Consider the following 12097-nt stretch of genomic DNA (forward strand, 5'->3'; position numbering starts at 1 on the left):
CCGGCGTTTCCGGAGAGCTCATGGTGTGAGCGCTTCCTCCGGATTGAGGGTGCGCATGCGATCGTAGTGGAGTTGCTCTGCCCGGTCGGGGGTGAGGTCGTGGCAGTAGCTGTGTGGTCGTTCTCGGTTGTAGAACGCCACCCATTCGGCGGTGCCCAGCGACAACTCAGTGGCTCCATGGAACAGGGGCTGGTTGTCGACCAGTTCGTTCTTGTAGTCCGAGTTCACCGATTCGGCCAGGGCATTGTCGAAACTGTCCCCGACGGTGCCGATAGAGGCCGCGATCCCTTCCTCGGCCAATCGCTGCCCGAACACGATGGCAGTATACTGCGATCCGGCGTCGCTATGATGGACGAGTTTGCTCAAATCGACTACCCCGCAACGTTTTCTGTTGTCGATCGCATTGTTGATCGCATCGGTCACCAAGTTCACCGTCATCTCCGTGGCCACCTTCCAGCCGACGATCTTGCGGGCGAACACGTCAGTCACGAAGGCTGTGTACGCCCAACCGGATTCGGTGCGGCAGTAGGTGAAATCGGCCACCCACAGGCGGTTGGGTGCCGCGGCATAAAACTGCCGGTCGACCAGATCCGTCGGCCGCTTGGCCGCCGCGTCAGGGATGGTCGTGCGCACCCGTTTCTTCTTGATCGCGCCGTGCCATCCCATCTCCCGCATGACCCGTTCAACCGTGCAACGGGCGACATCTAATCCGTTGCTGCGCAGCATTATCCATGTCTTTCGTGAGCCCAGAACGCGGGTCAGGGGTTTGTTCTTGCGGAGCATGAAGATCGCATCGATGACCTGCGCGTCAGCGAGCATACGGGCGCTCGGCCCGCGGTTGATGTGGTCGTAGTATGTGGACGGGGCGATGCGCCAGCCGTGCTCAGAGAGCACGGCGCACATCGAATCGACACCCCAGATAAGACCATCCGCACCCACCCGATGTCCCTGGTGGGTGCGGATGAAGTCCACAATTACCGGTGTGGCCGGTCGATTTCGGCCGCGAAGAAAACCGACGCCGCTTTCAGGATGCCGTTGGCCCGTTTGAGTTCGGCGACCTCCTGTTTGAGCCTGCGGATCTCCTCGTTGTCGGCCCTCGAGGCGCCTTCCGCATCAGCGGCCGGGGCCTTACGAACCCACTGACGGACAGTCTCCGCCGAGGTCACCCCCAACAGATCTGCGGTCTTGCGCATCGCCGGCCACTCCGCCGACCCGTGGGCCACCAACTGGGCCACCATGTCCACGGCGTCTCGCTTCAACTCAGCCGAGTACCGCTTCGATCCTGCTGCCATAGGTTTCATCCTCCCTTGAGAGGAGCCCTCCGGAAATCCCGGGAGGGATCAGCCCGTCTTGCTGGTGGTGTGTTGATCTGGGGCCGAGGTCGCGGCTGACACATCACTTTGTATGGCCTTGACGACATATGGTTTTGATGCCATATTGGGGGTGTGGACGTAGATGCCCCGGAAGGGTTCTGGGACTGGCTCGACCGTATCGAAGTCAAAGCCAGAGGAGGTGACGAGCATTCTCGGCGCATCCTTGCTCGGGCTGTCGACGCACTGAAACTGCTGCGGGATCTGCCCGGGCCTCCGGACGAGGACAAGCCTGACCTCAAGCGGGTACGTCAGTTGGGTCGGTATCCGGTGTGGCGCACAGCCCGTCCTTTCGACCCTGGCATTGCGTTCCGCTTGATCTGTTGGTTCCCGCCGAACAGCAACACCGTGGTGGTGGCGCTGTTTGCGGGCGACAAGTCGAGGATCGGTGACGTGTTTTACAACAGTGTCGGCCCCCGAGCCGATACCGCGATCCGAGCATGGAAGTTCCAGGCAGAAGAAGGAGATCAGTGATGGCCGAACCGTTGGACCGGACCCGATTCACCCGCGGAAACGACCGTATCGACCGACTGGCCGCGGACCCGCTAATCGCCGACGACGTCGCCCGTTACGCGGCCGAACGTGCGGAGGTCAACCGGATCTATGCTCAAGGTCTCGCGGACATCCGCAAGGCTGGCAACCTGACGCAAACCGAAGTTGCGAAGATCCTCGACACCGACCAGGGCACAGTGTCGAGGATTGAGAACCGGGATGATCTGCTGCTCTCGACCCTGCGGCAGTACCTGGCCGCAACCGGTGCGGTGCACGCGAAGATCGTCGTGGAGAAGGACGGTGTCGAGATCGCTCTCGACCTCGACACTTTCGCGTCATCGACACCCGCATGATGCGGTAGCGGCGTCCCGGACGGCATCGTCCGGGACGCCGTCTCGTTCTGGTTGTCAGCTGCTCGCATGGGCCGGTCATTGTCAGTCGTCAGTGCACTGCGAGGGCCCGAATCGTGCCGCGGCCCTCCTGGTCGGTCTTGGATTTGCGCAGCCGGATGTGCAACCCGTCGAGCCGATGCACCGCGATGTCCCTGCAGGTGAGGGCGACGAGTTCGCTGCGCCGGACCGCCCCCGCGAAACCGAGCAGCAGGATCGCGGCATCGCGGCGTTCCAGAACCTCATCGGCCCGACTCCGGCAGCTCGAGCGGGCTTTGTCGACGATGGTGAGGACGTCGGCGGTGAGTAGCGGTGCCCGCGGATTGCGGGGTCGGTCTCCGGCGGTGGGCGTAGTCGCGGCGGATCCTGGACATCGTTGCCGCACCAGGTCATCGCCGGTGGGGCTGGAGTGTCCGGCTTCGCGGTGATGATGCGCGATCGCCGTGAGATGGTGCGCCAAAGTGGCCGGGGGCGTAGGCGCGGGTGCCGTCCGGAGTGAGGGTGTCGGCGGCGGAGACCAGATATGCGGCGAGGGTCACCGGATGCGCCGGCAACGCGGCGTGTCCCTCGCTTCGTCACCAGGTGGTGAATGTCCGCCGTACCGGGGCGTAGGTGCGGCGGGTACCGGCGGAGCGGGCCGAGGCCACCGAGGCACCGATCCGCTCGAGGGTGTGCGGAAGTGTCTGTATGGAACATGAGAGTCGGCGCCACCAGGATCTGTCGCACTGATGAAGAACGCCGAGCCCAGGAGGCAGCTGAGCGCCTTAGGGAGCTTGAGGAGCAGTACGGCCTGGACCGTCTGCCCAACACCGAGGATGACCCGAATCACGACATCTACATTGACGTGCCGATATCGACGCCCCGGATGTCGACCTGCCGAACGTTGGCGGTTTTCTGTGTAGGTTGGCGGTTTTCTGTGTAGGCGGGCGCGTTGGTGTTGAGCGCTGGATAGCTGAGGTACGCACTGATGCCCCCGTCGTTGCCGCGGAAGGGGTGCGCCGTGCAGCTTGAATGCGGGTGTTCGTTAGTCCCACGGCGTCGAGGTGAACCCTGCTGCACGCATGTGTTGCCGTGCTTCTTCCTGAAACGTCTCGACCTGTTCCTTTAAGGTCTCGACATACCCTGCCTGCGCCCGTGCCGCGTCGGAAGTCTCGTACTTGGGTAGCCCGCGTTCCTGGCGGAAGACATTGACGAACTTGTCCAGCTCGATCGCTGCGGCTTGCATCGCCGCGTTCTTCGCCATCGGCTCGGTGGTCTGGCTGACTACCGTCCGGAGTGCCTCGAAGACGCGTACTGCTGCATCCTGCAGTTCAGTGGAGGCGAACAGCTTCAGGTTGCTCAGCGACAAACCGAGACGTTTCAACTCGGTCACCTGGGTCTCCACGAACGCCATCTTCTCCATGGCATTTGGGTCGATCTCTCCGGCATCGGACAGCACTTGGTCGCGAAGAAAGTTGAAGAGTTTATTTTCATCGATGACAGCGAGAAGCATGTCTGATGCCGTGGTGGCGTAGCTGCTGGCGGCTTCGAAGACGATCGCCTGATTGCGTTGCTCCTGCTCGCGTTCCGCTTTTCGGGCGTCGAGATCGTTCTCCTGATCGATCTTGCGAAGGTCGCTCTTCTTGGTCGAGACCAGGTTGAATCCTCCAGTTACCACCGCACCGAGGAGGGTGCCCGCGGGAACGCCCCACCAGAAGCCGGGCTGCGTGAAGAAGTCGGAGAGTGCGCTCATGGCGGGCAACCTAGCAACTACCCCTGACAGAAAGATCGCCGGTAAGGGCTTCCACACCGTTTGACGCTGGTTGGGCCGTGCGTGGATCCTTGTTGCGGATTGCACTGCGCCACCGCTCCGGGGAACCCGGGCCGCCTCCGGTGGGTTGGTTGCAGTGTGGTGTCGGTGCTGGTGGGTGTTTTTTGGTTGTGACCTGGGGTGATGCCATGTCCCGTTGTGGTGGGGTGCCGGAGACTGGGGCCGGCGGATGCGTGCGGGGGTCGGAGCGTCGGGGTGCGCGCGGGGCCTGGTGATGCTGGTTTTGGGCGTTTTTGAATTATGTTGTGCTGCAATATATCTATATAAATATATTGTCGTACAGTGATTTTGAGTGACTTTGCGCATAGGAACATTGGTGTTGTGTCGTATTTGGTTGGTAGCATGAGTATTTCAATGCTATCTGGTTCGTATAGTGTCCGGGTGTGTCTGGTGTGGTGGGGTATGATGGGTGCGTGACATCGGGACGGGTTGAGAGAGACGGGGGCAGTGCGTCCCCGTCTCTCATTCGGGTGGGGGGAGTCAATAGCGTGTCGATGAATTGTGTTGGTGAGACTGTTATTTTGATTTTGAGCGGAGCGCAGCGACGCGTTCGGCGGCAACGTGACGGGAGTACCGTCGAGCCGCGCAGCGGCTCCCTGGTGGGGAGCGTAGCGACCCGCCCCGTTCCCCGGCGCGGAGCGCCGGGGAAGCGCCGCGAGGTGCTGCTTTGCATGAGACGGTCTGAATCTTTAACCTTAGCAATACGTGGCCGAACGCTGCGTTCGGCCACGTATTGCTAAGGTTAAAGATTCAGACCGTCTCATGCAAAGCAGCACCTCGCGGCGCTTCCCCGGCGCTCCGCGCCGGGGAACGGGGCGGGTCGCTACGCTCCCCACCAGGGAGCCGCTGCGCGGCTCGACGGTACTCCCGTCACGTTGCCGCCGAACGCGTCGCTGCGCTCCGCTCAAAATCAAAATAACAGTCTCACCAACACAATTCATCGACACGCTATTGACTCCCCCCACCCGAATGAGAGACGGGGACGCACTGCCCCCGTCTCTCTCAACCCGTCCCGATGTCACGCACCCATCATACCCCACCACACCAGACACACCCGGACACTATACGAACCAGATAGCATTGAAATACTCATGCTACCAACCAAATACGACACAACACCAATGTTCCTATGCGCAAAGTCACTCAAAATCACTGTACGACAATATATTTATATAGATATATTGCAGCACAACATAATTCAAAAACGCCCAAAACCAGCATCACCAGGCCCCGCGCGCACCCCGACGCTCCGACCCCCGCACGCATCCGCCGGCCCCAGTCTCCGGCACCCCACCACAACGGGACATGGCATCACCCCAGGTCACAACCAAAAAACACCCACCAGCACCGACACCACACTGCAACCAACCCACCGGAGGCGGCCCGGGTTCCCCGGAGCGGTGGCGCAGTGCAATCCGCAACAAGGATCCACGCACGGCCCAACCAGCGTCAAACGGTGTGGAAGCCCTTACCGGCGATCTTTCTGTCAGGGGTAGTTGCTAGGTTGCCCGCCATGAGCGCACTCTCCGACTTCTTCACGCAGCCCGGCTTCTGGTGGGGCGTTCCCGCGGGCACCCTCCTCGGTGCGGTGGTAACTGGAGGATTCAACCTGGTCTCGACCAAGAAGAGCGACCTTCGCAAGATCGATCAGGAGAACGATCTCGACGCCCGAAAAGCGGAACGCGAGCAGGAGCAACGCAATCAGGCGATCGTCTTCGAAGCCGCCAGCAGCTACGCCACCACGGCATCAGACATGCTTCTCGCTGTCATCGATGAAAATAAACTCTTCAACTTTCTTCGCGACCAAGTGCTGTCCGATGCCGGAGAGATCGACCCAAATGCCATGGAGAAGATGGCGTTCGTGGAGACCCAGGTGACCGAGTTGAAACGTCTCGGTTTGTCGCTGAGCAACCTGAAGCTGTTCGCCTCCACTGAACTGCAGGATGCAGCAGTACGCGTCTTCGAGGCACTCCGGACGGTAGTCAGCCAGACCACCGAGCCGATGGCGAAGAACGCGGCGATGCAAGCCGCAGCGATCGAGCTGGACAAGTTCGTCAATGTCTTCCGCCAGGAACGCGGGCTACCCAAGTACGAGACTTCCGACGCGGCACGGGCGCAGGCAGGGTATGTCGAGACCTTAAAGGAACAGGTCGAGACGTTTCAGGAAGAAGCACGGCAACACATGCGTGCAGCAGGGTTCACCTCGACGCCGTGGGACTAACGAACACCCGCATTCAAGCTGCACGGCGCACCCCTTCCGCGGCAACGACGGGGGCATCAGTGCGTACCTCAGCTATCCAGCGCTCAACACCAACGCGCCCGCCTACACAGAAAACCGCCAACCTACACAGAAAACCGCCAACGTTCGGCAGGTCGACATCCGGGGCGTCGATATCGGCACGTCAATGTAGATGTCGTGATTCGGGTCATCCTCGGTGTTGGGCAGACGGTCCAGGCCGTACTGCTCCTCAAGCTCCCTAAGGCGCTCAGCTGCCTCCTGGGCTCGGCGTTCTTCATCAGTGCGACAGATCCTGGTGGCGCCGACTCTCATGTTCCATACAGACACTTCCGCACACCCTCGAGCGGATCGGTGCCTCGGTGGCCTCGGCCCGCTCCGCCGGTACCCGCCGCACCTACGCCCCGGTACGGCGGACATTCACCACCTGGTGACGAAGCGAGGGACACGCCGCGTTGCCGGCGCATCCGGTGACCCTCGCCGCATATCTGGTCTCCGCCGCCGACACCCTCACTCCGGACGGCACCCGCGCCTACGCCCCCGGCCACTTTGGCGCACCATCTCACGGCGATCGCGCATCATCACCGCGAAGCCGGACACTCCAGCCCCACCGGCGATGACCTGGTGCGGCAACGATGTCCAGGATCCGCCGCGACTACGCCCACCGCCGGAGACCGACCCCGCAATCCGCGGGCACCGCTACTCACCGCCGACGTCCTCACCATCGTCGACAAAGCCCGCTCGAGCTGCCGGAGTCGGGCCGATGAGGTTCTGGAACGCCGCGATGCCGCGATCCTGCTGCTCGGTTTCGCGGGGGCGGTCCGGCGCAGCGAACTCGTCGCCCTCACCTGCAGGGACATCGCGGTGCATCGGCTCGACGGGTTGCACATCCGGCTGCGCAAATCCAAGACCGACCAGGAGGGCCGCGGCACGATTCGGGCCCTCGCAGTGCACTGACGACTGACAATGACCGGCCCATGCGAGCAGCTGACAACCAGAACGAGACGGCGTCCCGGACGATGCCGTCCGGGACGCCGCTACCGCATCATGCGGGTGTCGATGACGCGAAAGTGTCGAGGTCGAGAGCGATCTCGACACCGTCCTTCTCCACGACGATCTTCGCGTGCACCGCACCGGTTGCGGCCAGGTACTGCCGCAGGGTCGAGAGCAGCAGATCATCCCGGTTCTCAATCCTCGACACTGTGCCCTGGTCGGTGTCGAGGATCTTCGCAACTTCGGTTTGCGTCAGGTTGCCAGCCTTGCGGATGTCCGCGAGACCTTGAGCATAGATCCGGTTGACCTCCGCACGTTCGGCCGCGTAACGGGCGACGTCGTCGGCGATTAGCGGGTCCGCGGCCAGTCGGTCGATACGGTCGTTTCCGCGGGTGAATCGGGTCCGGTCCAACGGTTCGGCCATCACTGATCTCCTTCTTCTGCCTGGAACTTCCATGCTCGGATCGCGGTATCGGCTCGGGGGCCGACACTGTTGTAAAACACGTCACCGATCCTCGACTTGTCGCCCGCAAACAGCGCCACCACCACGGTGTTGCTGTTCGGCGGGAACCAACAGATCAAGCGGAACGCAATGCCAGGGTCGAAAGGACGGGCTGTGCGCCACACCGGATACCGACCCAACTGACGTACCCGCTTGAGGTCAGGCTTGTCCTCGTCCGGAGGCCCGGGCAGATCCCGCAGCAGTTTCAGTGCGTCGACAGCCCGAGCAAGGATGCGCCGAGAATGCTCGTCACCTCCTCTGGCTTTGACTTCGATACGGTCGAGCCAGTCCCAGAACCCTTCCGGGGCATCTACGTCCACACCCCCAATATGGCATCAAAACCATATGTCGTCAAGGCCATACAAAGTGATGTGTCAGCCGCGACCTCGGCCCCAGATCAACACACCACCAGCAAGACGGGCTGATCCCTCCCGGGATTTCCGGAGGGCTCCTCTCAAGGGAGGATGAAACCTATGGCAGCAGGATCGAAGCGGTACTCGGCTGAGTTGAAGCGAGACGCCGTGGACATGGTGGCCCAGTTGGTGGCCCACGGGTCGGCGGAGTGGCCGGCGATGCGCAAGACCGCAGATCTGTTGGGGGTGACCTCGGCGGAGACTGTCCGTCAGTGGGTTCGTAAGGCCCCGGCCGCTGATGCGGAAGGCGCCTCGAGGGCCGACAACGAGGAGATCCGCAGGCTCAAACAGGAGGTCGCCGAACTCAAACGGGCCAACGGCATCCTGAAAGCGGCGTCGGTTTTCTTCGCGGCCGAAATCGACCGGCCACACCGGTAATTGTGGACTTCATCCGCACCCACCAGGGACATCGGGTGGGTGCGGATGGTCTTATCTGGGGTGTCGATTCGATGTGCGCCGTGCTCTCTGAGCACGGCTGGCGCATCGCCCCGTCCACATACTACGACCACATCAACCGCGGGCCGAGCGCCCGTATGCTCGCTGACGCGCAGGTCATCGATGCGATCTTCATGCTCCGCAAGAACAAACCCCTGACCCGCGTTCTGGGCTCACGAAAGACATGGATAATGCTGCGCAGCAACGGATTAGATGTCGCCCGTTGCACGGTTGAACGGGTCATGCGGGAGATGGGATGGCACGGCGCGATCAAGAAGAAACGGGTGCGCACGACCATCCCTGACGCGGCGGCCAAGCGGCCGACGGATCTGGTCGACCGGCAGTTTTATGCCGCGGCACCCAACCGCCTGTGGGTGGCCGATTTCACCTACTGCCGCACCGAATCCGGTTGGGCGTACACAGCCTTCGTGACTGACGTGTTCGCCCGCAAGATCGTCGGCTGGAAGGTGGCCACGGAGATGACGGTGAACTTGGTGACCGATGCGATCAACAATGCGATCGACAACAGAAAACGTTGCGGGGTAGTCGATTTGAGCAAACTCGTCCATCATAGCGACGCCGGATCGCAGTATACTGCCATCGTGTTCGGGCAGCGATTGGCCGAGGAAGGGATCGCGGCCTCTATCGGCACCGTCGGGGACAGTTTCGACAATGCCCTGGCCGAATCGGTGAACTCGGACTACAAGAACGAACTGGTCGACAACCAGCCCCTGTTCCATGGAGCCACTGAGTTGTCGCTGGGCACCGCCGAATGGGTGGCGTTCTACAACCGAGAACGACCACACAGCTACTGCCACGACCTCACCCCCGACCGGGCAGAGCAACTCCACTACGATCGCATGCGCACCCTCAATCCGGAGGAAGCGCTCACACCATGAGCTCTCCGGAAACGCCGGGAGGGATCAGGCCGACATCGCACCGGGTGCACACAAGGCGAACGAACCCCTCTGTCCAACCTGCCAGTGACGATGTCACCGCAGTCATCCCGGCACCGTCGCGCAGATCCGTCGGCGCCCGCAAACTGTAGACGAACAAGGGGCAGCGCTTGTCGTGAGTCACCATGAGCCTCACGGGATCGGGAGCTCTTGTCGATGGGTGTGCGTCGTCAATATTCCACGCACGCAGATGTATCCGAGCCGGCCCCAACTATCCGCCGGGGCCGCCCCACAGTCCACCGGTCAGAATGCGGCGTCCTTCTTCCCGATGCTGAGAAGGTATTCCTCCGCCTCGGGTTCGGCGGTGAACGAAAGCACCTCGCCGACGTGCCGACCTAGCACTTCGAGGACATCCTCGGGAGTGGCGTAGAAGAACTCGCGTCTCGGGTTCACCTTGTTGACCCGCCGTTCGGCGAATGCTTCGTGCAGTCTGGCTTCGACGGTCACCGCGTCCTCGGAGAAGAACAAGGCGTGCACGTCGAAGCGGAACGGCACCGATGCGTCACCGAGTTCACGCACCCTGTCCATCGGGTCGAGCCTGCGGGTCATCCCGATCTTGACCATGTTGATTCCGAAAGCGCCCATATTCGAGATGACGTAGACGTACCCGGCGCGGATGTTCGCTGCCCGATAGTCGACGTCATCGATGGCGCGCTGGACATCAACGAGCTTGGATCTCAGGCGTTCGGCAGCAGCGCTGTCGCCGTTCGCCTCCAACGTGGCCAAGGCCGATTGGTAGTGCGCCAATTCCTTGTCCAGCTTGGCGCGTTCGGCGGCCAGTTCCTGCTCGGCTTTGCGTTGCTCGCGCAACTCCTCGCGCCGCGCGCGTTCGGCTTCCTTTTCCTCCTGGACCTTCTGGTGGACATCGGCGGCCAGTTCGAGTTCCCGCAATCGAAGGCGGTGATAGTGATCTGTTACGCGTAGAGCGATCATCTGCCCCTGACGGGCAATCTGTTCGGAAGCCTTGAACAGTCGTGCGGACGCCGCCGCGAGATTTCCGGCCTTGACGGTCTTGACGCAGTTCTCCGCCTCGGCGTTGTAGGCGCGCAGCATGATCTTCGACATCTCCGAGACGAACTTTCGCCCCTGCGTTGCGGAGTTGTTGAACGTGAAGTTCGAGGTGGCGGTGATCGCGGTCTTGTCGCGCACCGCCTGTTTGATCGCTGCCTGCACGCGGGCGAGTTCATCCTTGAGCTGTACGGACGTTTCTGCCGGGTGGTGATACCGGTACAACGCCACGGTCTGGAGTTCTTGCTGACTGTGGGCTTCGACGAGTTCCGCTCGTGCTGCGGTGATCTGCGCGGCCAGGTTGGTGTGTTCGGCGCGCAACGCGGCAACCTGGTCGTTCAGGCGCGCGGTTTCGGCATCGAGCGCTGCTACCCCACCGAGCCCCATCTGATCGACCAGACGGCGCAAGCGATCCACCTCGGACTGCAGCTCCTGGGCACGCTTCTTCGCATTGAACAGCGTGATGCGCTGCTGCGAGGACTCCGGCGAGCTCGACGGCGGTAGGGACTCGGACGGCTGTACAGATTCCGGAACGAGCGGTTGGGTCGCAGAGGTCCACTGGGTTCCGTCCCACCAGCGCAGCTGCGCGGCGCCTTCGGGATCGGGATGCCATCCAGGTGGTGCAGTCATCGCCAACAGATATCAGATCCCACCGCGCTCGTGTCATCGGGGATATGCCATCTGCGTGGCATTTCGCCGTGCCCCACAGACAAGACCGGACAAATCCGGTAACCGTTCCGGACCGTCCGACGATCCACCGGATATGAAGACCGCGTTTCGACTTGCTGCCCTCGGGCTCGCCGCTTTCGGCGCACTCACGGCCTGCGGCAGCGGTGCCGCACCGAACCCCTCGATCCCGTCCCTGGCCAGCACTCCGAGCCACCACGCTCGCCGAGCTGGGACAGGTGCTCGGGCTCTCCCTCAGCGAGCTCGTGCGGTCGGTCCTGGGCCGAAACGGGGTGCGGGCACTGCCCGACGAGTTGATCGCCGAGGTCCGTGCCGCACGCATACCGGTCAGCGCGGTCCAGCGGTGGGTGTGTAGTCGGAAAACAGCCGGCGGTGGATCGCGTCCGTCATGTTCGGTCCGGGCGCGGTCTGCTCCGCCGTGGGGTCCGGCCGGCGCCGAGGCTCGCGCGGGTCACGGCGACGGTCGGATGCGTCGGTGCTGCGATAGTCCATGTGCCATCACGCTTTCTGCTCGATGAACGACGCGGAGGGAATCGGGGTCAGCATCGATGATGCCATCCCCAGCACCACACCGTCGTCGACCACGAGGCCGCATCCATCGACCCCGGCACCGAACCGCGCAGCGGAGAGCCGTCACCGGCGCTCGAATCACGTACGTCGGTACCGACGGAACACAATGGGGTTTCACCGTCGACGCTCCCGGCGGTGGTAGCGGTATCGCCCGGGCGAACGATGGCTCCATCGTCTACACGGTGGGAAGTTCGCTCTCACGTACGGGAGAGGTGGCGCCCGGCTGGGTGACTCGA

The 12097-nt window shown here is 62.5% G+C and carries 11 protein-coding genes; 5 read left to right on the top strand and 6 right to left on the bottom strand.

From position 1 onward, the window contains the following. Nucleotides 1-18 precede the first annotated feature (18 nt). Nucleotides 19-1292 (bottom strand): IS3 family transposase gene (locus QNA09_RS28570; RefSeq protein WP_156354424.1). Its coding sequence is split into 2 segments (ribosomal slippage): nucleotides 19-1013 and nucleotides 1013-1292, totalling 1275 coding nucleotides; the frame shifts between segments, so codons are not numbered across the junction. Nucleotides 1293-1445: 153 nt separating this feature from the next. Between QNA09_RS28570 and QNA09_RS28575 the strand changes: the two genes are divergently transcribed. Continuing rightward, nucleotides 1446-1844, top strand: a complete 399-nt coding sequence (locus tag QNA09_RS28575) for a hypothetical protein (protein WP_064257651.1) — start codon at nucleotides 1446-1448, stop codon at nucleotides 1842-1844. Beyond that, nucleotides 1844-2215 (top strand): helix-turn-helix domain-containing protein, encoded by a 372-nt coding sequence (locus tag QNA09_RS28580; protein ID WP_064257650.1) that lies wholly within the window; start codon nucleotides 1844-1846, stop codon nucleotides 2213-2215. The genes QNA09_RS28575 and QNA09_RS28580 overlap by 1 nt, the downstream gene beginning before the upstream one ends. 88 nt (nucleotides 2216-2303) lie before the next feature. Here QNA09_RS28580 and QNA09_RS28585 read toward each other — a convergent pair whose 3' ends face one another. Both QNA09_RS28585 and QNA09_RS28590 read right to left on the bottom strand, forming a co-directional pair. Next, nucleotides 2304-2711 carry a hypothetical protein gene (locus tag QNA09_RS28585; RefSeq protein ID WP_308072595.1) on the bottom strand — a complete coding sequence of 136 codons (408 nt, stop codon included), beginning with the start codon at nucleotides 2709-2711 and terminating at the stop codon, nucleotides 2304-2306. A 564-nt stretch (nucleotides 2712-3275) separates the two neighbouring features. After that, the gene (locus tag QNA09_RS28590; protein ID WP_064257648.1) at nucleotides 3276-3983 is read right to left on the bottom strand and encodes a hypothetical protein; all 708 of its coding nucleotides are present in this window, start codon (nucleotides 3981-3983) and stop codon (nucleotides 3276-3278) included. Between the two features lie 1591 nt (nucleotides 3984-5574). On the opposite strand from QNA09_RS28590, the gene QNA09_RS28595 reads away from it, so the two are divergent. Both QNA09_RS28595 and QNA09_RS28600 read left to right on the top strand, forming a co-directional pair. Then, entirely contained in the window at nucleotides 5575-6282 is a 708-nt protein-coding gene (locus QNA09_RS28595) for a hypothetical protein (RefSeq protein WP_064257648.1), read from the top strand. Between the two features lie 564 nt (nucleotides 6283-6846). Continuing rightward, entirely contained in the window at nucleotides 6847-7254 is a 408-nt protein-coding gene (locus QNA09_RS28600) for a hypothetical protein (RefSeq protein WP_308072595.1), read from the top strand. Nucleotides 7255-7342: 88 nt separating this feature from the next. Here QNA09_RS28600 and QNA09_RS28605 read toward each other — a convergent pair whose 3' ends face one another. Beyond that, nucleotides 7343-7714: a helix-turn-helix domain-containing protein gene (locus QNA09_RS28605; RefSeq protein ID WP_064257650.1), complete on the bottom strand. Its 372-nt coding sequence runs from the start codon at nucleotides 7712-7714 to the stop codon at nucleotides 7343-7345. Next, the gene (locus tag QNA09_RS28610) at nucleotides 7714-8112 is read right to left on the bottom strand and encodes a hypothetical protein (protein WP_064257651.1); all 399 of its coding nucleotides are present in this window, start codon (nucleotides 8110-8112) and stop codon (nucleotides 7714-7716) included. Before QNA09_RS28610 ends, QNA09_RS28605 begins: the two co-directional genes overlap by 1 nt. A 153-nt stretch (nucleotides 8113-8265) precedes the next feature. On the opposite strand from QNA09_RS28610, the gene QNA09_RS28615 reads away from it, so the two are divergent. Further along, nucleotides 8266-9539, top strand: a protein-coding gene (locus tag QNA09_RS28615) for an IS3 family transposase (protein ID WP_156354424.1) whose coding sequence is annotated in 2 segments (ribosomal slippage) — nucleotides 8266-8545 and nucleotides 8545-9539 — 1275 coding nt in all. Because the reading frame shifts where the segments join, the coding sequence is not laid out codon by codon here. Between the two features lie 300 nt (nucleotides 9540-9839). Here the strand turns inward: QNA09_RS28615 and QNA09_RS28620 are convergent. Further along, nucleotides 9840-11234, bottom strand: a complete 1395-nt coding sequence (locus tag QNA09_RS28620; protein WP_064257652.1) for a DUF4041 domain-containing protein — start codon at nucleotides 11232-11234, stop codon at nucleotides 9840-9842. Nucleotides 11235-12097: the final 863 nt, after the last annotated feature.

The organism is Rhodococcus sp. AH-ZY2 (assembly GCF_030916465.1).
Taxonomy (GTDB): Bacteria; Actinomycetota; Actinomycetes; order Mycobacteriales; family Mycobacteriaceae; genus Rhodococcus; species Rhodococcus ruber.

Excerpts from the sequence above, each read along its gene's own strand:
- QNA09_RS28595 (WP_064257648.1), top strand. The coding sequence starts at position 5,575 with ATGAGCGCACTCTCCGACTTCTTCACGCAGCCCGGCTTCTGGTGGGGC.
- QNA09_RS28620 (WP_064257652.1), bottom strand. The coding sequence starts at position 11,234 with ATGACTGCACCACCTGGATGGCATCCCGATCCCGAAGGCGCCGCGCAG.
- QNA09_RS28580 (WP_064257650.1), top strand. The coding sequence starts at position 1,844 with ATGGCCGAACCGTTGGACCGGACCCGATTCACCCGCGGAAACGACCGT.
- QNA09_RS28605 (WP_064257650.1), bottom strand. The coding sequence starts at position 7,714 with ATGGCCGAACCGTTGGACCGGACCCGATTCACCCGCGGAAACGACCGT.
- QNA09_RS28590 (WP_064257648.1), bottom strand. The coding sequence starts at position 3,983 with ATGAGCGCACTCTCCGACTTCTTCACGCAGCCCGGCTTCTGGTGGGGC.